The sequence below is a fragment of the Pelagerythrobacter marinus genome (assembly GCF_009827515.1).
GTDB lineage: Bacteria > Pseudomonadota > Alphaproteobacteria > Sphingomonadales > Sphingomonadaceae > Pelagerythrobacter > Pelagerythrobacter marinus.
Map to the genome: position 1 here is coordinate 164,587 of NZ_WTYO01000002.1, position 18,330 is coordinate 182,916.

Annotated in this window: 15 protein-coding genes; 11 read left to right on the forward strand and 4 right to left on the reverse strand. The window is 69.9% G+C overall.

What is annotated here, in order from left to right; genetic code table 11:
• The first annotated feature begins 21 nt into the window (after positions 1–21).
• From GRI72_RS04665 to GRI72_RS04690, 6 genes are all read left to right on the forward strand, one after another.
• Entirely contained in the window at positions 22–1,437 is a 1,416-nt protein-coding gene (locus GRI72_RS04665; RefSeq protein ID WP_160732777.1) for a helix-turn-helix domain-containing protein, read from the forward strand.
• A gap of 94 nt (positions 1,438–1,531) precedes the next feature.
• Positions 1,532–2,917 (forward strand): TIGR03013 family XrtA/PEP-CTERM system glycosyltransferase, encoded by a 1,386-nt coding sequence (locus GRI72_RS04670; RefSeq protein WP_160732778.1) that lies wholly within the window; start codon positions 1,532–1,534, stop codon positions 2,915–2,917.
• On the forward strand, positions 2,914–5,043 hold the full coding sequence (gene prsK / locus GRI72_RS04675) for an XrtA/PEP-CTERM system histidine kinase PrsK (RefSeq protein WP_160732779.1): 2,130 nt from the start codon (positions 2,914–2,916) through the stop codon (positions 5,041–5,043). The genes GRI72_RS04670 and prsK overlap by 4 nt, the downstream gene beginning before the upstream one ends.
• Entirely contained in the window at positions 5,043–6,407 is a 1,365-nt protein-coding gene (prsR, locus tag GRI72_RS04680) for a PEP-CTERM-box response regulator transcription factor (protein WP_160732780.1), read from the forward strand. Before prsK ends, prsR begins: the two co-directional genes overlap by 1 nt.
• Positions 6,408–6,411: 4 nt before the next feature.
• Positions 6,412–8,157, forward strand: coding sequence for a tetratricopeptide repeat protein (locus GRI72_RS04685; RefSeq protein ID WP_160732781.1), 1,746 nt, complete (start codon positions 6,412–6,414; stop codon positions 8,155–8,157).
• Between the two features lie 66 nt (positions 8,158–8,223).
• Positions 8,224–9,198, forward strand: coding sequence for a bile acid:sodium symporter (locus tag GRI72_RS04690; protein WP_337191131.1), 975 nt, complete (start codon positions 8,224–8,226; stop codon positions 9,196–9,198).
• Here the strand turns inward: GRI72_RS04690 and GRI72_RS04695 are convergent.
• Both GRI72_RS04695 and panB read right to left on the reverse strand, forming a co-directional pair.
• Positions 9,161–10,240: a DUF475 domain-containing protein gene (locus GRI72_RS04695; RefSeq protein ID WP_160732783.1), complete on the reverse strand. Its 1,080-nt coding sequence runs from the start codon at positions 10,238–10,240 to the stop codon at positions 9,161–9,163. The genes GRI72_RS04690 and GRI72_RS04695 overlap by 38 nt on opposite strands.
• Positions 10,241–10,337: 97 nt before the next feature.
• Positions 10,338–11,207 carry a 3-methyl-2-oxobutanoate hydroxymethyltransferase gene (panB, locus tag GRI72_RS04700; protein ID WP_160732784.1) on the reverse strand — a complete coding sequence of 290 codons (870 nt, stop codon included), beginning with the start codon at positions 11,205–11,207 and terminating at the stop codon, positions 10,338–10,340.
• A gap of 115 nt (positions 11,208–11,322) precedes the next feature.
• Between panB and GRI72_RS04705 the strand changes: the two genes are divergently transcribed.
• The 3 genes from GRI72_RS04705 (at position 11,323) to GRI72_RS04715 (ending at position 14,350) form a co-directional block, all read left to right on the forward strand.
• A complete protein-coding gene (locus tag GRI72_RS04705; RefSeq protein ID WP_160732785.1) occupies positions 11,323–12,756 on the forward strand; it encodes a sodium-dependent transporter in 1,434 nt (477 codons plus the stop codon).
• Between the two features lie 178 nt (positions 12,757–12,934).
• Entirely contained in the window at positions 12,935–13,564 is a 630-nt protein-coding gene (locus GRI72_RS04710; protein ID WP_337191132.1) for a UdgX family uracil-DNA binding protein, read from the forward strand.
• A 51-nt stretch (positions 13,565–13,615) separates the two neighbouring features.
• Positions 13,616–14,350, forward strand: coding sequence for an extensin-like domain-containing protein (locus GRI72_RS04715; RefSeq protein WP_202388935.1), 735 nt, complete (start codon positions 13,616–13,618; stop codon positions 14,348–14,350).
• Positions 14,351–14,369: 19 nt separating this feature from the next.
• Here GRI72_RS04715 and hemA read toward each other — a convergent pair whose 3' ends face one another.
• Together hemA and murI are read right to left on the reverse strand one after the other, a co-directional pair.
• Positions 14,370–15,590, reverse strand: a complete 1,221-nt coding sequence (gene hemA, locus GRI72_RS04720) for a 5-aminolevulinate synthase (RefSeq protein ID WP_160732787.1) — start codon at positions 15,588–15,590, stop codon at positions 14,370–14,372.
• Between the two features lie 101 nt (positions 15,591–15,691).
• Positions 15,692–16,486 carry a glutamate racemase gene (gene murI, locus GRI72_RS04725; RefSeq protein WP_160733220.1) on the reverse strand — a complete coding sequence of 265 codons (795 nt, stop codon included), beginning with the start codon at positions 16,484–16,486 and terminating at the stop codon, positions 15,692–15,694.
• Positions 16,487–16,599: 113 nt separating this feature from the next.
• Here murI and plsY point away from each other — a divergent pair, with 113 nt between their 5' ends.
• Together plsY and dprA are read left to right on the forward strand one after the other, a co-directional pair.
• Complete coding sequence (gene plsY, locus GRI72_RS04730) at positions 16,600–17,229, forward strand: glycerol-3-phosphate 1-O-acyltransferase PlsY (protein ID WP_160732788.1); 630 nt, start codon at positions 16,600–16,602, stop codon at positions 17,227–17,229.
• A complete protein-coding gene (gene dprA, locus GRI72_RS04735) occupies positions 17,226–18,323 on the forward strand; it encodes a DNA-processing protein DprA (protein ID WP_160732789.1) in 1,098 nt (365 codons plus the stop codon). The genes plsY and dprA overlap by 4 nt, the downstream gene beginning before the upstream one ends.
• Positions 18,324–18,330 lie beyond the last annotated feature (7 nt).

Here is an 18,330-nt window from a genome sequence, read left to right on the forward strand (position 1 = left end):
AAGTTGTAAAGGTATTTACATATGGCGGATGAAGCGGTCTTTGCCGGCCCGGCCCTGCGCCGGTTGCGGCGGCGCGAGGGGCTGACCCAGGCGGCCATGGCCGGGCAGCTGGGCATATCGCCCAGTTACCTCAACCTGATCGAACGCAACCAGCGCCCGCTGACCGCGCGCGTCATGATGCAGGTGGTCGAGCGGTTCGATTTCGATCCGCGCAGCTTGCGCGAGGCGGAGAATGTCGGCGGGGTGGACGGCCTCGCGCGGCGCCTTGCCGACGAACGCTTCGCCCCTTTCGCGATCGACCGCGACGAGATGGCCGAGATCCTGGCCGTGGCCCCGCATTTCGCCAGCGCCTTCGCCACGCTCTACGACAATGCCGGGCAGGGGACCGCGAGCGGGGAAGACCCCCTGGCCGCCTGCCGGCGCGAGATCGAGCGTTGGCGCAACCACTTCGCCGATCTCGACACGGCGGCGGAGGAACTGGCCGATGAGCTGCGCCTGTCGCGCGCCGACCTGGGCGCGGCGCTGACTGAGCGGCTGCGCGAACGGCACCAGATCGCGCTCCGCATCCTGCCGCGCGACGTCATGCCGGACCTCGTCCGCCGGCTCGACCTCCACGCCCGGCAGCTGCAGCTTTCGGAAATGCTCGACCCGGCATCGCGCAATTTCCAGATCGCGGCCCAGCTCGCCCTGCTGGAACAGCGCGACGCGATCCGGGCGCTCGCGGCGGGGGCGGACCTGGCGAGCGAGCAGGCGCGGCGGCTGTTCGAGCGGCACCTGCAGAGCTATTTCGCCGCCGCGCTGATCATGCCCTATGGCCGGTTCCTGCGCGCATGCGACGCGACCGGCTACGACTTTCCCGTCCTGATGCGCCGCTTCGGGGTCAGCTTCGAACAGCTCGCGCACCGGCTGACCACCTTGCAGCGGGTCGGCCAGCGGGGCCTGCCGTTCTTCATGGCCCGGGTCGACCGCGCCGGCCAGTTTTCCAAGCGCTTCGCGGGGGCGAGCGGGGCAACGTTCTTCGAGGGCGACGCGACGTGCCCGCTGTGGCACCTGCACCGGGCCTTCGACCGCGCGGGCGAGTGGTGCGTGCAGGAAATCGCGGTCGAAGGGGCCGAGGCGCACGACCACTGGCTGACCGTCGCGCGCATGTCGGAAGGCGTGGGTGCGGGCGACGAGGCGCAGTTCTCGGTCGTCGTCGGGATCGAGGCGCGCTTCGCCGGCGAACTCGCGGCCGCGCGCGGGCTGCCGCTGCGGCGCGAACAGGCCCAGCGCATCGGCCCGGGATGCCAGGCCTGCCACGCGGTCGATTGCCGACAGCGCTCGCTGCCGCCGCGTAACGCGCAGCTGGCGTTCGACAGCCACGAGCGCGGGTTCAGCCCCTATCGTTTCAGCGCCCATGCGGCCGGCGACGCTCCGCCCTCGCGCAGGCGCGGGTGAACGGCGCGCGGGGGACAGGCTGTAAAGTTTACCGACATTTCACCTCTGGCGCCTATGCCGGCCCGGTATTCGCAATTTTCCGGACCGGACGGGAATGATCCGCCTCTTCAAGCACTATATCCCCCACGCGGTCTTGCTGCTGGGCCTGGTCGACCTGCTGCTGCTCGTCGCCGCCGGCGAGCTCGGCTGGATCCTGCGCGCGTCGCAGGCGGGGATCGATACCGGCCCGCTGGGCGACAGGGTGGCCCCGCTGGCCGGGTTCGCGACCACGGTCTGGATCGCGATGATCTCGGTCGGGGTGTACGGCAGCGAGGCGCTGCGTTCGATGCGCTATGCCTGCGCCCGCCTGCTGGTCGCAATCAGCCTGGCGATCATCGCCCTGTCGCTGCTCGATTTCCTGATCCCGGGCCTGACCTTCTGGCGTTCGACCCTGCTCTTCGCGATGGTGCTGTCAGCGGCCTTCCTGCTGCTCAATCGCCTCCTGCTCGGCTCGTTCCTCGGCGCCTCGGCCTTTCGGCGGCGCATCCTCGTGCTCGGCGCGGGCCGGCGCGCGCAGCGCCTGCGCGAACTGGGCGACCGCCCCGAAAGCGGCTTCGCGATCGTTTCCTACATCGCCATGTCCGATGGCGAGCGCGAGGTGGAGGAAGCGATCGCCCGCTCTGCCATTCACGATCTCGGCCGGTTCGTCGAGAACCTGGGGGCGAGCGAAGTCGTCCTGGCGCTGGAGGAACGGCGCAACGCCCTGCCGCTCAAGGACCTGCTGCGGATCAAGACGATGGGCGTTCACGTCAACGATTTCTCCAGCTTCCTGGAACGCGAGACGGGCCGCGTCGATCTCGACACGCTCAATCCCAGCTGGCTGATCTTTTCCGACGGCTTTTCGTCCGGCCGGATGTTCTCCAGCGCTTTCAAGCGGGTGTTCGACATCGTCGCCAGCGGCCTGTTGCTGCTGCTGACTTTCCCCGTGATCGCGCTGTTCGCCCTGCTGGTGAAGCTCGACAGCAAGGGGCCGGCGTTCTTTCGCCAGACCCGCGTGGGCCTCTACGGGCAGCCGTTCGACCTGGTGAAGCTGCGCTCGATGCGTGTCGATGCGGAAAAGGACGGGGCGAAATGGGCCGAGCGAAACGATAGCCGGATCACCCGCGTCGGCCGGTTCATACGCAAGACCCGGATCGACGAACTGCCGCAGGTCTGGACCGTGCTGACGGGGAAGATGAGCTTCGTCGGCCCGCGCCCCGAAGTGCCCAAGTTCGTCGCCGACCTGGAGGAGAAGCTGCCCTATTATGCAGAGCGGCACATGGTGAAGCCCGGGATCACCGGCTGGGCGCAGATCAACTACCCCTACGGCGCGTCGATCGAGGACGCGCGGCACAAGCTGGAATACGATCTCTATTACGCCAAGAACTACACGCCCTTCCTCGACCTGCTGATCCTGCTCCAGACCCTGCGCGTCGTGCTGTGGCACGAGGGGGCCCGATGACGGGGCTCGCCGCAGGCTGGCAGTTCGTCGGCTTCTTCCTGCATCTGGCGGGGGCGCTGGCCTGCACGGTCTCTGCCGGCTGGCTGCTGCGCAACCGGCGCGTGGCGATCCCGCACCGCGGGTGGACCCTCGGCGCGCTGGCGGCGACCGGTGCCTGGTGCCTGGCGGTCGCCGCGCTCGGGGCGGGGCACGGGCTGGGCGTGGCCCTGGCCGCCGCCCGCGACGTCGCCTGGATCGCGGTCCTCTACCGCCTCTTCGCCGCGGACGGCCGCCACCACCTGATGCAGGCGGTTCGCCCGCTGGTTTTCTCGCTCGTGTTCGTGACCGGGTTGCAACTGGCGATTGCCCTGGCGGCACGCGGCACGCTGGCCAACCCGGATTCGCCTGCCTTCGACATTTCCGCCCTTCTGAACGTGCTGGTGGCGGTTGGCGCGCTGATGCTGGTTCACAATCTCTATGCCGGGGCGGGGCCGGCGACGCGGACGCTGCTGCGCTGGCCCGCGGGCGGCCTGGCGGCGTTCTGGGCCTACGATCTCAACTTCTACACGATCGCCTATCTCGGCGGCACGCTCGACGGGCTGGCGGCTTTCCACGGCATCGTCGCGGGGCTGGTCGGGGCGATCGTCGTCTTCGGCGGCAGTGCCGAGGTGCAGGCGCGGCGGCTCAGCCCGTCGCACGCGGTCGCTTTCCGCACGCTCTCGCTGGTGCTGATCGGGGCCTATCTCGTGGCGATGGCGATCCTCGCGCAGTCGCTCGATCTCCTCGGCGACGGGGTGCAGCGCCTTACCCAGGTCGGCCTGCTGTTCGCGGCAGTCGTGGCCGCGCTCTACTGGCTGCCGTCGCGCAAGCTGCGCGGCTGGTGGAAGGTGACGGTGATCAAGCACCTGTTCGAACACCGTTACGACTATCGCACCGAGTGGCTTCGCCTGGCCCAGACAATGGGACAGGCCGGGCCGGCTCAGGACGGCAGCGACCTCTACGAGCGCGCGACCCGCGCCATGGCGGAAGTGGCGGAGAGCCCTTCAGGACTGCTCTTCGTCCCGGACGAGGATGGTGCAATGGTCCTGGCCGCGCGCTGGAACTGGCCCGAGATCGAGGTTCCGCCGCGCGCGATCCCCGCCCGTTTCGCGGCCGCAGTGGAGAAAGCGGCCCACATCGTCGACGTAGAGGCGCAGCGCGCCCGGCCCGAGGCGTGCGATCCGCCGATCGACCTGCCCCCCTGGCTGCGCGACCTGCCGCGCGCCTGGGCCGCGGTGCCGCTGCTTCACTTCGACCAGCTCCGCGGGCTCGTCGTCCTGGCGAGGCCGCCGATCGCGCGCAAGCTGGACTGGGAGGACTTCGACCTGCTGCGCCTCGTCGGCCGGCAGCTCGCCAGCTACCTCGCCGAACGGGCGAGCCACCAGGCCCTGCTCGAAGCGCGCCAGTTCGACGAATTCTCGCGCCGGATCGCCTTCGTCATGCACGATGTGAAGAACCTCGCCAGCCAGCTTTCGCTGCTGGCGCGCAACGCGGAGCGCCATGCGGACAACCCGGACTTCCGGGCGGACATGCTGGTGACCCTGCGCAACAGCGCGGAAAAGCTGACCGCGCTGATGAACCGGCTGGGCCGTTACCAGTCGGCCGGAAGTTCCTCGCTCGACCGTGTCTCGCTGGGCGCGCTGGCACAGCGGGTCCGGTCCTCGCTCGGCGATCGCGGCGCGCTGTCGGTGATCGGCACCGCCGAGGTTGAGGTCCTCGCCGACGGGGAGGCGCTGGAGCAGGCGATCGGACACCTCGTCCAGAACGCGCTCGATGCCAGCGAAGAGGGGATGCCGGTCTATCTCGACGTTTCCAGCGACGGCGTGCGCGGTCGGATCGACATCGTCGATTCGGGCCCCGGCATGTCGGCGGACTTCGTTCGCGACGGCCTGTTCAAGCCGTTCGTATCGTCGAAATCCAACGGTTTCGGCATCGGCGCCTACGAGGCGCGCGAACTGGTGCGCGCGATGGGCGGGCGGATCGACGTCGATTCGCGGCCCGGCATCGGCACGCGCTTCTCGGTCACCCTGCCGATGTTCGTCGCCGCCCAGATTGCGCGCGCGGGCGGCCACGATGACTCGCGCGGCGACGGATCGGAGGCGGCCTGATGGCGCAGGACAAACCCCGGCTGCTGGTGGTCGAGGACGACGAGGGCCTGCAGGCGCAGCTCAAGTGGGCTTACGAGGATTTCGAGATCGTCGCGGCCCGCGACCGCGAATCGGCGCTCGCCGCGTTGCGGTCCGATGCGCCGCCGGTCGTCACGCTCGACCTTGGCCTGCCGCCCGATCCGGACGGGGTGAGCGAAGGGTTCGCGGTGCTCGACGCGATCATGGCGCTCAAGCCCGATACGAAGGTCATCGTCGCATCGGGCCACTCGGCCCGCGAGAGCGCGCTCGAGGCGATCTCGCGCGGGGCTTACGACTTCTACCGCAAGCCGGTCGATATCGACGAGCTGGGCCTGATCGTGCGCCGCGCGTTCAACTTGTGGGAGATGGAGCAGGAAAACGCGCGTCTCGCGCTGCGCAGCCCGGAAGGCAAGACCGTGCTCGGCAGCCTGATCACCGCGGCGCCCGAAATGATGAAGGTCGCGCGTACGATCGAACGGGTCGCGAATACCGACGTCTCGGTCATGCTCCTCGGCGCGAGCGGCACGGGCAAGGAACTGCTCGCCCGCGGTCTGCACGATGCCAGCGGCCGTGCGGCGGGGCGCTTCGTCGCGATCAACTGCGCCGCGATTCCCGAAACCCTGCTCGAGGCGGAACTGTTCGGACACGAGAAAGGGGCCTTCACCGGGGCGGTGAAAACGACCGAGGGGAAGATCGAGCAGGCCCATGGCGGCACGCTGTTTCTCGACGAAGTGGGCGACATTCCGCTGCCCCTCCAGGTCAAGCTGCTGCGCTTCCTCCAGGAACGGCAGATCGAGCGCCTCGGCGGACGCAGCGCGATCGACGTGGACACGCGGATCGTCTGCGCGACGCACCAGGATCTCGAGGCGATGACGCGCGAGGGGCGCTTCCGCGAGGACCTGTTCTACCGGCTGGCGGAAATCGTGATCAAGATCCCCCCCCTGTCCCAGCGGCCGGGCGATCCCGTCCTCCTTGCCAAGGCCTTCCTCAAGCGCATGGCGGCGGAAATGAACCCGGCGATCAAGGGTTTCGCACCCGACGCCCTCGCCGCGATCGACGCCTGGAACTGGCCCGGCAATGTCCGCGAGCTGGAAAACCGGGTCAAGCGCGCGGTCATCATGGCCGATGGAAAGCTGGTCGGCGCGGCCGACCTCGACCTGGAGGACGCGCTGGAGGAAGAGGCGCTGCCGCTCAATATCAAGAGCGCGCGCGAGCGGGCCGACCGGCGCGTGATCCGGCAGGCACTGTCGCGCAGCGAAGGCAATATCTCGAAGGCGGCAAAGCTGCTCGGGATCAGCCGGCCGACCCTCTACGACCTGCTCAAGCAGTACGATCTGCAGGGCTGAGCCGATGGCGGGCAGGGGCACGATCGCGCTGCTGGCGCTGGCAATGGCCGCCTGTTCGCAGCCACAGCCGGCATCCGACCCGGTCGACGTCGCGGTCGCCGCGATGGAGCGGGGCGATCCGCTGGGGGCCGAGATCGCGCTGCGGCGCCAGCTCGACCGCGGCACCGCGCGCGAGGAGCTGGCCGCCTATCTCGGCGAGGCCGAGCTGCTCCAGGGCGACCTGGTGGCGGCGCGGGCCTGGCTGGGAGGCGGCCAGTTCTCGCCAGGCACGCGGGCGCGGGGTTTCCGCATCCTGGGCAGGCTGGAAATGCGCGAGGGCAACCTCGCCGCCGCGGGCGCGGCGTTCGACCGCGCTCTGCGGATCGCGCCCGACGATCCCCGCCTGTGGAGCGATATCGGCCGCCTGCGCTATCTCGGCGGAGAGCAGGCGCAGGCGATCGCGGCGAGCGAGCGCGCGGTGGAACTGGCGCCGCGCAATGCCGAGGCGCTGCACCTGCGCGGACAGCTCGTGCGCGATGCGCACGGAATGGAGGCGGCGCTGCCGTGGTTCGAGGCCGCGCTGGAGGTGGAGCCGGCGAACGTCGATCTCCTCGCGGATAGTGCCGCCACGCTGGGCGAGCTTGGCCGCGCGCCGGAAATGCTCGCGCAGGTCCGCGAGATGGCCGGGCTGGCGCCGCGCGATCCGCGCGTCCTGCTCTACCAGGCGGTGCTGGCGGCGCGGGCGGGCGAATTCGGCCTGGCGCGCGACCTCCTCGCGCGCGGGGGCTCTGCCCGGCGGATCGACGCCGCGGCCCGTTTGACCGGTGCCGTCGTCGATCTCGAAACGGGCAACCCTGCCAGCGCGGCGCAGGTGCTCGATCGTCTGCTGCGCGAACAGCCGGACAACCGGCGCGTCCGGCAACTTCTGGTGCGCGCGCTCCACCTCGCGGGCAACAACCGCGAACTGGTCTATCGCTTCGCCGCGGCCGCGCGGGCCGAGGATGCCGACCGCTACCTGGTGCAGACCGTGGGCCGGGCTTACGAGGCGCTGGGCGAACGCGAGCAGGCCGCGCCTTTCCTGGAGCGGGCGGCCGCGCCCATGCCTGACAGCCCGGTCCTGCTGGCAAGCGGCAGGCCCGGCGGTCCGCTCACACTGGGCGAAGCGCCAAGCGGGATCGAGACACAGGCCTATATCCGCGCGGCGCTGGCGGAAGGCAGGACCGCACAGGCCATGGCTGCGGCCAAGGCCTTCCTCGGCCGCTTCCCCGGCTCGGCCGATGCGCGGAGCCTTGCCGGCGATGTGCACCTCGCTGCCGGCCGGCCGCGCGAGGCGATCGAAAGCTATCGCGCGGCGGCGGCCATTCGCCGGCCCTGGCCGCTGGCGCGCCGAATGCTCGCAGCCCACGCGGCCATCGACGATCGCGCCGGGGCGGAGTGGCTCCTGGCCAACCAGCTCGCGAGCGAGCCGGCCAATCGCGAGGCGCTGGCGCTGGCCGCCCGGCTTGCCTTCGAGGACGACTGGCTCGATGGCGCCGAGGCCCTGCTGCGCCGCGCGCTCGCCCTGGGCGGCGCGCAGGACCCCGGGCTGTTGTCGCTCGCCGCGCGGGCCGCGGCGCGCGCGGGGCGGCAGGAAGAGGCGAGGGAACTGGCCATGCGCGCATTCCGCCTGCAACGCCGGCACCGCGGCGCGCGCGCGGCGCTCGCGCAGGTCCTGCGCGGTGACGGCGCACCGGCGCAGGCGGCGGTGGAAGCGCTGGCGAGCGCCCCCTAGGCGCGCGGCAGACCCCGTGCCCGGGGCGGCTCGACAAGGCGCTGGCAAGCCGGCATGGCCTGCGCCGTGCGCGCTTCGATCCTCCCCCGCATCGATCCGATGGTCAGGCTGTTGGTGGTCGCCATCCTGCTGGCCACGCTGTTGCCCGCGGCCGGGGCTGGAAAGGCGGTCGCGCAGGCGGTTTCGAGCCTCGCGATCTTCCTGCTGTTCTTCCTCAACGGGCTGCGGCTGGCGCGCGGCGATGTCCTCAAGGGGCTGGGGCAAGGGCGGTTCCTGCTGCCGCTGGTGGCCTGGTGCTTCGGCGCGATGGCGCTGGCCGGGCTCGCGCTCTCGCGCCTCGTCGATGGCCACGTGCCGGGCGAAATCGCGATCGGGTTCCTCTTTCTCGGCACGCTGGCGTCCACCGTGCAATCCGCCACGGCCTATACCTCGCTCGCCGGGGGCAACGTCGCCGCCTCGGTCGTCGCGGCCGCGCTGCTGAACATTCTCGGCGTCTTCGTCACGGCCCCGCTCTTCGCCCTGCTGGGCGGGTTCGCGACGGTCGACGTGGGCTGGGGCGCGCTTGGACGGATACTGGCACTGCTGGTCCTGCCCTTCGTGCTCGGCCAGGCGCTCCAGGGGCTGGGCCGCGCCTGGGTGACGGGGCATCCGCGGCTCGTGACCTGGCTGGACCGCGCGGCCATCGCGATCGCCGTCTATGTCGCCTTCTCGGCCGCGGTCGAACAGGGCATCTGGCAGGCGCTGGGCACCTGGCAATGGATCGTCGTCGGCGCCGCGCTGGCCGGCCTGCTGCTGTTCGCGTTCGGCGGGGGCTGGCTGCTCGGGGGCGCGCTGCGGCTGCCCCGGGCGACCCGCATTTCCTTCATGTTCGCCGGCGCGCACAAGAGCGTGGTGAGCGGCGCGCCGATCGCGCTGATCCTGTTCGGCGCGGAGCGGGCGGGCCTGATCCTCGTGCCGCTGCTCGCCTATCACCTGTTCCAGCTGATCGTTTCGGTGCCGCTCGCTACGCGTCTGGCGATGCGTTCCCGCCCGTCGGAGTGACCGGCTGACGGCGGTTGTGGCGCACCGACCAGGCCAGCGAGATCAGGATCAGCGTCGCCCCGATCAGGCCGGTGATCGTTTCCGGAACGTGGAAGCGGGCAGAGAACAGCATGATCCCGCCCAGCGCGATGATCGCCCAGAAAGCCCCATGTTCGAGGAAACGGTACTGCGCCAGCGTGCCTTTCTCCACCAGGTGGATTGTCATCGAGCGCACGAACATCGCGCCGATCGACAGGCCGAGCGCGATCACGATCATGTTGTTCGACAGGGCGAATGCGCCGATCACGCCGTCGAAGCTGAAGGAGGCGTCGAGCACCTCGAGGTAGAGGAACCCGCCCAGCCCGCTGCGCACCGCCGCGCCGGCCAGTCGCTGTTTCTCTTCGTGGATCTCGAGGATCTTGTTGACGCCCTGCACGGCGATGAAGGTGACCAGGCCCAGGATGCCGGCGACGAGGAAGGTCAGGGCCTCTTCCGGCTCCAGCATCGCGGAAATGCCCCACAGGACCAGCAGCAGGAACGCGATCTCCGCCGCCGGGAGCGCGGCGAAGCGCGACAGGTGCCGCTCTATCACCGCGATCCAGTGAATGTCCTTCTCGTTGTCGAAGAAGAACTTCAGGCCCACCATGGCCAGGAAGGCCCCGCCGAAACCGGCGATGCCGACGTGGGCCGAGCTCACGATAGCCTCGTACTCCTGCGGCCGGTTGAGCGAGAGGTCGATCGTGTCGATCGGCCCCAGCCCTGCCGCGATCGCGACAATGGCGAGCGGGAAGACGATGCGGGTGCCGAACACCGCGATCGCGATGCCCCAGATCAGGAAGCGCCGTTGCCAGACCGGGTCCATGTGCCGCAGCACCGTGGCGTTGACCACGGCGTTGTCGAAGCTGAGCGAAATCTCGAGGATCGAGAGGACCAGGATGATCCACAGCATCGACAGCGTGCCGGCGAGCGTGCCGGTGCTGGACCAGCCGTACCAGATCCCCAGCGCGAAGCAGGTCGCGGTGAAGACCAGCGAGAACTTGTAGAAGCGAAGCAGCGTGGCCATGCGGCGATCCCGTGAAATGGACGGCTGGAACGAGGCGGCGGACCGGTCACCGCGCCGGCTAGGAAATCCGGCGCCGGAGCGCAAGTTCCCGTGCGGGCTACTTCGGCTGGTAGGTCTGCGCCTCGCCGGGGAACGATCGGTCGCGGACTTCCGCGGCATAGGTCGCGGCGGCCCGGGAAATCACCTCGGCCATCTCCTCGTAGCGTTTCACGAAGCGCGGCACGCGTTCGAACATGCCCAGCATGTCTTCGCAGACGAGGACCTGGCCGTCGCACTGGGCCGAGGCCCCGATCCCGATCGTCGGGCAAGAGACGCCCTCGGTCACCGAGATCGCGATCGGTTCGACGACGCCTTCGACCACGATCGCGAAGGCCCCGGCCTCGTCCAGCGCCTTGGCATCGCCGACGATCTTCTCCGCCTCCGCATCGCTGCGCCCGCGGGCGGCATAGCCGCCGAGGACGTTGACCGCCTGCGGCGTCAGTCCGACGTGGCCCATCACGGGAATGCCGCGCTCGGCCAGGAAGGCGACCGTCTCGGCCATGGCCGCGCCGCCCTCCAGCTTGACCCCAGCAGCGCCGCTTTCCTTCAGCAGGCGCGATGCGCTCTCGAACGCTTGCCGGGGCGATGCCTCGTAGCTGCCGAAAGGCATGTCGACGATGACGACCGAGTGGTAGCTGCCGCGCACGACCGCGGCGGCGTGGTTGGCCATCATTTCCAGCGTCACCGGGATCGTGGAGGGCAGGCCGTAGATTACCTGGGCCAGCGAATCGCCGACCAGCAGCAGGTCGCAATGCTCGTCGAGCAGCTGGGCCTGGCGGGCGGTATAGGCGGTCAGCATGACGAGCGGCTGCTCGGTCACGCCGTCCTTCTTGCGCTGGCGTATCTTCGGCACGGTCAGCCGGCGCATCGGCTGCGGCGTGGGCGTGGCGCGGCTGGTCGCGGTATCGAGCTGGAAGGTCGTGGACATGCCCCGGTTCTAGCGGCGTTGGGGGCAAGCGCCAACCGCGCCCTTGGCCTTTGGTCGAAAACTTGCAACAGGGCTTTCAACAGGGGCAGAATCGTTGAGAGGGAGAGATACCGGGATGGTCGCAAGTGCAGGTGCGCAAGCAGGTGAGCAGGGCTGGTCCTCGCGCACGGCATTCATCCTGGCGGCCGTCGGCGCCGCCGTGGGTCTCGGCAACATCTGGCGTTTCCCGACCCTTGCGGGCGAAAACGGGGGCGGGGCCTTCGTCCTTGTCTACCTGGTCTGCGTCCTCCTGATCGGCCTGCCGCTGATGTTGTCCGAATTCGTGGTCGGCCGGGCGGGACAGTCCGACGCGATCGGCTCGGTCGCCCGCGTGGCGGAGGAATCGCGCGTTTCGCGCAAGTGGCGCCTTTTCGGCGGGATCGAGATCCTCGCCGGGTTCCTGATCCTCTCGTTCTACTCGGTCGTCGCCGGCTGGGTCCTCTATTACATCTGGCTTTCGGGCGGCGATTTCTTCGGCAACCTCTTCGCGGGCGAACCGCTGCGGGGCGCGTTCTCCGACATGGGGCAGGATGCCGTCAGCGGGATGATGGGCGAGCTGTTCGCGAGCCCCGGCCGCCTGATCGGGGTCCACGCCCTGTTCATGGTCGCGACCATCACCATCGTCGCCAGCGGGGTGCACGACGGAATCGAGAAGGCGGCCACCTGGCTCATGCCTGCGTTCTTCTTCCTTCTGCTCGGCATCACGATCTACGGCGCGTTCACCGGCGACTTCGAACGGGCGCTGGCCTTCATGTTCACCCCCGATTTCTCCAAGCTCACGGCCCCGGCGATCAACGAGGCGCTGGGCCAGGCGTTCTTCTCGCTCAGCCTCGCCTCGGGCGCGCTGATCACTTACGGCGCCTATGTCGGGCGCGAGGTGAACCTGGCGCCCACCGCGGCCACGATCAGCGTTGCCGATACCGGCGTGGCGCTGATCGCGGGCCTGATGATCTTCCCGATCGTCTTTGCCGTCGGCCTGGACCCTTCGGCCGGCCCGGCGCTGATCTTCCAGTCGCTGCCGGTCGCGTTCCAGACGATGCCCGGCGGCTCGCTGATCGGGTTGCTCTTCTTCGTCCTGATCTTCTTCGCCGCCCTGACCAGCTCGATCTCGCTGCTCGAAGGGCCCACCGCCTGGGCGATCGACCGCTTCGGCCTGCGCCGTCCCGCGGCCGCGATCATGATCGGCGGCGGGGCCTTCGTCATCGGCATTGCCTGCGCGCTGGGATACAACGTCTGGTCCGACGTGCGCCCGCTCGGCTTCTGGAGCATTTTTGCCGAGGCCGACATTCTCGATACGCTGGACGGCTTTACCGGCAAGCTCATGCTGCCGCTGGCCGGCCTGCTGATGTCGATCTTCGTCGGGTGGAAGGCCGATCGCCGGCTGGTCGAGATGCAGAGCGGCCTGAGCGGGGGGCTGTTCCTCGCCTGGCGCTTCCTGGTCGCCTGGGTGTGCCCGATCGCGGTGGCCCTGATCCTGGTCTTCGGCCTGTTCCCCGAACTGCTGGTGTAGCTTCACGCCGCTGTCGCCTCCGCCGCGCGCGGCGGCGATGCGGGAAACATGCATCGAATCGCGGCCTCGTGCGTTGCAGGGGGGACCCCCGGTGGGAAATGCCCGCCGCTGGCGGCCAGGTGGCCGGCCGCAAGGCCGGGACCGAGGCCGGTTTCTCCCCTGGACGAACGGAGCCGCAATGCGAGAGTCCGACAGTTCCGAGATGGAAGCCCCCGAGACATTGCCCGGGGTCGGCGAGGCCATCTGCAATTGCCGCGCCTGCCCCATCGGGGCGCTCGACAACCGCGCCGTCATGGGCGAGGGCCCGCGCGACGCGCCGCTGATGATCGTCGGCGAACAGCCGGGCGATGTAGAGGATCGCGCGGGCCGGCCCTTCGTCGGGCCGGCCGGGCGCCTGCTCGACCAGCGGCTTGCAAAGGCCGGCATCGAGCGCGAGCGGGCCTATCTCACCAACGCCGTGAAGCATTTCAAGTTCGCCCGCCGGGGCAAGCGGCGGCTGCACAAGTCGCCCACGACCGGAGAGATCGACACCTGCCGCTGGTGGCTCGAACGCGAACGCGCGATCGTCGCGCCGCGCCTCGTCCTGGCGCTGGGCGTCAGCGCGGCGCGCGGGGTGCTGGGCAAGACGGTCCGCATCTCCCGCTCGCGGGGGGAGGGGATCACGCTCGGCGACGGGGCGGAAGCCTGGGTCACGGCCCATCCGTCGTACCTCCTGCGGTTGAGCGGCGGGAAGAAGGCGGAGCAGGAGCGGCTTTTCGATGCCGACCTGGCCGCTGTGAAGGATCGCCTGGAGGAACTGACCCGATGAGCGACCGCGCCGGCCCGCGCCTTTTCCACTCCCGGCCGCCCGGGGGCGCCCTTGGCTGAGCGGGGCGCCGGCATCTCTCGCCGCATCGGTCGTTTTCGCGGCGACTTGCGCGTGGCTGCCCTGCTGATCGTGGCCGGCATCCTGCTGGCGGGGCGCGGCTGGCTGGCGGACCACCCGCAGCACAATCCCTGGGCGCCGCTCGACCTCGACGACCCGCCGGGATGGGCGACGCGCACGAAGCTGCTCGCGCTGAAGGACGACCTGGCCGAATGCCGCGCGGTGCTGGAGCGCAGCGATGTTTCCTTTCGCGCGCTGGAGAGCCAGGGAGAGGGCGCCTGCCACCGCCCCGACCGCACCGTGATCGAAACGCTGCCGCTTGCGCCGCGCGTACCGCCCACGACCTGCCCGGTGGCGGTCGGGCTGGAGCTATGGCTGCGCGATATCGTCCAGCCAGCCGCGCGCCGCCACTTCGGCGCCGAGGTCAGCCGGATCGAGCACATGGGCGCCTATAGCTGCCGCCGGCTCTACGGCCGATCCGAAGGGCGGTGGAGCGAACATGCGACCGGCAACGCGATCGACATCGGCGGTTTCGTGCTGGAGGACGGACGCCGGATCAGCGTGCTCGGCGACTGGCCGGGGGAGGGGGAGGCGGCGCAGTTCCTGCGCGAGGTGCGCAATGGTGCCTGCCCGCTGTTCGCGACGGTCCTTTCGCCCGATTACAACGCGGCCCACGCCAACCATTTCCACTTCGACCAGTCGGGCCGCTACACCGGGGTCTGTCGGTGACGGTTCGCGCGGTGGGCGATCAGGCGGCCTGGGCGAGCTGCAGTTCGAGCCGGTCCCAGATCTCGACCAGCGCGGCGGTCAACTCGTCCATCATCGCCTCGGTATGGGCGGGGCCGGGGGTGAAGCGCAGCCGCTCAGTGCCGCGCGGAACGGTGGGGAAATTGATCGGCTGCACGTAGGCGCCGTATTCGGCGAGCAGGATGTCGCTGATTTTCTTCGCGCGCACCGGGTCGCCGACCATCAGCGGGACGATATGCGTCTCGCTCGCCATGACGGGCAGGCCGGCGGCGGCGAACTTGGCCTTCAGCGTCGCGGCGTTGCGCTGCTGCGCCTCGCGCTCCTCGCTCGAATCCTTCAGGTGGCGAACCGCGGCCAGGACGCCGGCGACGAGCACGGGGCTGAGCGAGGTGGTGAAGATGAACCCCGGGGCATAGGACCGGATGCAGTCGATCACCTTGGTGTCGGCCGCGATGTAACCGCCCATCACGCCGAACGCCTTGCCCAGCGTCCCTTCGATAATGTCGATCCGGTGCGCGGCCTCGTCGCGTTCGGAGATGCCGCCGCCGCGTTCCCCGTACATGCCCACCGCGTGGACTTCGTCGATATAGGTCAGCGCGTTGTACTTTTCGGCCAGGTCGCAGATCGCGTGGATCGGCGCGACGTCGCCGTCCATCGAATAGACGCTTTCGAAGGCGATGACCTTGGGCGTTTCCGGCGCTTCGGCAGCCAGCAGTTCCTCGAGATGGGCGATGTCGTTGTGGCGAAACACGCGCTTCTCGCAGCCGGAATTGCGGATGCCGGCGATCATGCTCGCGTGGTTCAGCTCGTCGGAAAAGATCACGCAGCCCGGCAGGAGCTTGGCCAGCGTGGAGAGCGTGGCGTCGTTGGAGACGTAGCCGCTGGTGAACAGCAGGGCGCCTTCCTTGCCGTGCAGGTCGGCCAGCTCGCGCTCCAGCTCGATGTGGAAATGGGTGTTGCCCCCGATATTGCGCGTGCCGCCGCTGCCCGCTCCGACATCGTGCAGGGCGTTTTCCATCGCCTCGATCACCTTGGGGTGCTGCCCCATCGCGAGGTAATCGTTCGAACACCAGACGGTGATCGGCTTCGGCCCGTTGTGCCCGGCGAAGCAGCGCGCGTTGGGATAGGCGCCCTTGTTGCGCAGGATATCGATGAAGACGCGATAGCGGCCCTCGGAATGCAGGCGGTCGATCGCCTGGTCGAAGATCTGGTCGTAATTCATCGCTCGCTCGGTCTTCGTCGCTGCAACAGCGGCCGCTCCGGGCCGGCATTTAGGCCCCTGTGCCCGCCATTTCCACCGCGATCTTTGCGAAAGGTTCGCATTTAGAACCGGTCGAGCCGCTCGATCCCGCGCGCGGCGAAGGCCGGGGCGAGCCCGGTCAAGTCTTCCAGGCCGCCGGTCGTGACCGCGCGGTCGGGTTCAGCGCGCGCCATCGGCTGCCCTTCGACGAGATGCGCGATTCGCCGGGCGATCCCTTCCGCCCCGTCGACGAGGCGGGTTGCGGCGCCGAAGGCCGCTTGCAACTCGTCGCGCAGCAACGGGAAATGCGTGCAGGCGAGCACGAGCGTGTCGATCCGGTCCCCGCCGGCCTGTTCGCGCAAACCCGCGGTCGCCGCCGCGATTGCCGCCGGATCGACCGCGTGCCCGCGCAGCTTGGCCTCTGCCGCCCCCACGAGGCCGGGGGCCGGATGGCGCAGCAGAGTCCGTCTGGCGGCGAAGGCCTCCTCCAGCTTGTCGACATAGGCCTGGCGGATCGTCGCCTCGGTCCCGAGCAGCCCGATCACCCCGGTGCGAGTGAGCGCCGCCGCCGGCTTGATCGCGGGAACCGTGCCGACGACGGGGATCTCCAGCACCTCGCGGACCATCCCCAGCGCGATCGTGCTGGCGGTGTTGCAGGCGATGCAGACGAGGCGCGGATGCCACCGTTCGGCCATCCGGCCGAGAAGGCCGCAGACCCGGGCCGCGATCTCCGCCTCGCTTTTCGCGCCGTAGGGCAGGCCGGCAAGGTCGGCGGCATAGATGACGGGCACTTCGGGCCGCACCCGCCGCAGCGCGTCCAGCACCGTCAGTCCGCCGACGCCCGAATCGAACAGCAGGACGGGGGAATGTGCAGAAATGTCCAAACTCGCTCCGTTCGCGCGGGGACGTGAAGGTCCGCTATTGCTTTGCCGCTGCGCCTATTGGAAGTAACCCGCTTCGACAAGCGATTGGCGCTGGGCCGGGAGGTGGCGTGGAAACGGGTCTGACAACTGCGATCTTGCTGGCGGCAGCGCTGGGCTATGCCTGCGGGTCGATCCCGTTCGGCCTGCTGCTGACGCGGATCGCCGGGATGGGCGACGTTCGCAAGATCGGCAGCGGCAATATCGGCGCGACCAACGTGCTTCGCACCGGGAACAAGGGGCTGGCGGCGGCGACGCTCCTGCTCGACCTGGCCAAGGGCTTCGTCCCGGTCATGCTCGCCGGGCGCCTGTTCGCCATGCCCGGGGCGATGCCGGAAGCTGCCATCGGCCCCGTGCCCGTCGCGGCGCTCTTCGCCGTGCTCGGCCATTGCTTCCCGGTCTGGCTCGGCTTTCGCGGGGGCAAGGGGGTGGCGACCAATGCCGGGGTCAGCTTCGGCCTCGCCTGGCCGATCGGGCTTGCCTATGCGCTCGTCTGGCTCGGTATTCTCGGCCTGACGCGGATCAGCTCGCTCGCGGGGATGAGCGCGGTCTGCGCGGCGGCGATCGTCGCGGCCGTCATGGGCTACCTGTCCTTCGTGCCGGCCCTCGCGCTGATCGCCGTGCTGGTCCTGTGGCTGCACCGCGCGAACATTCGCCGCCTTGCCGCCGGGACCGAGCCGAAGGTCGGCTCCGGCAAGTGAGCGGCCTCTCGCAGCCGGAAGCCTTCGCCCGCATCAGGCTGCTGCGTTCGCCCAACATCGGCCCGGTCTCCTACGCCCAATTGCTGGCCCGATTCGGCACGGCGGAGGCGGCGATCGAGGCCCTGCCCGAAGTGGGCGCGCGGGCCGGGCGTGCAGGGCGCGCGGCCCCGGCGCAGACCATCGCCCGCGAGGTCGAGGCGGCCCGCGATCACGGCGCACGATACCTGTTCCACGACCAGCCTGGCTATCCGCGGCTCCTGAGCCGGATCGAGGGCGCGCCGCCGATCCTGCTCTATCGCGGCGACCTCTCGCTGGCGGAGCGGCCCTGCGTCGCGATCGTCGGCGCGCGCAATGCCTCGGCCGCCTCGTCGAAGCTGGCCCGCGATTTCGCCGCCGCGCTGGCCGGTGCCGGCATGACCGTCGTGTCCGGGCTTGCCCGCGGGATCGACGGGGCCGCGCACCGCGGGGCCATGCCGGCCACGATCGGCGTGATCGCCAGCGGAATCGACATCGCCTACCCCCCGCAACACGCCGAACTGCAGGCCGGGATCGCGGCGCAGGGCCTGCTGCTGGCCGAGCAGCCGCCGGGGACCGAGCCGCGCGGCAGCCACTTCCCCAGTCGCAACAGGATCATCGCCGGGCTCGCCGCCGGGACGCTGGTGGTCGAGGCCGCGCCGCGTTCGGGCTCGCTGATCACCGCCCGCCTGGCGGCCGAGGCCGGGCGCGAGGTCATGGCGATCCCGGGCAGCCCGCTCGATGCCCGGTCGCAGGGATGCAACCAGCTCATCCGCGACGGCGCCGTCCTGGTGCAATCGCCCGAGGAGGTGATCGAACTGCTGACCGGGTTCGACGGCACGCCGCGCACCGCCCTGGCCGAAGCGCCGGCGGATTTCGCGTTCGAGGCCGCGGAGCTGGCCGATGCCCGGCCGGCCGCGGTCGACAGCCTGCTGTCCAGCGTGCCTGTCAGCGTGGACGAGGTGATCCGCCAGTCGGGGGAAACGCCGGCCGCGGTGCACCTGGCCCTGCTGGAGCTGGAGATCGCCGGCCGTCTCCAGCGGCACTCGGCAGGGCGGGTCAGCCTTGCCGGGGGGTGAAGGGCGG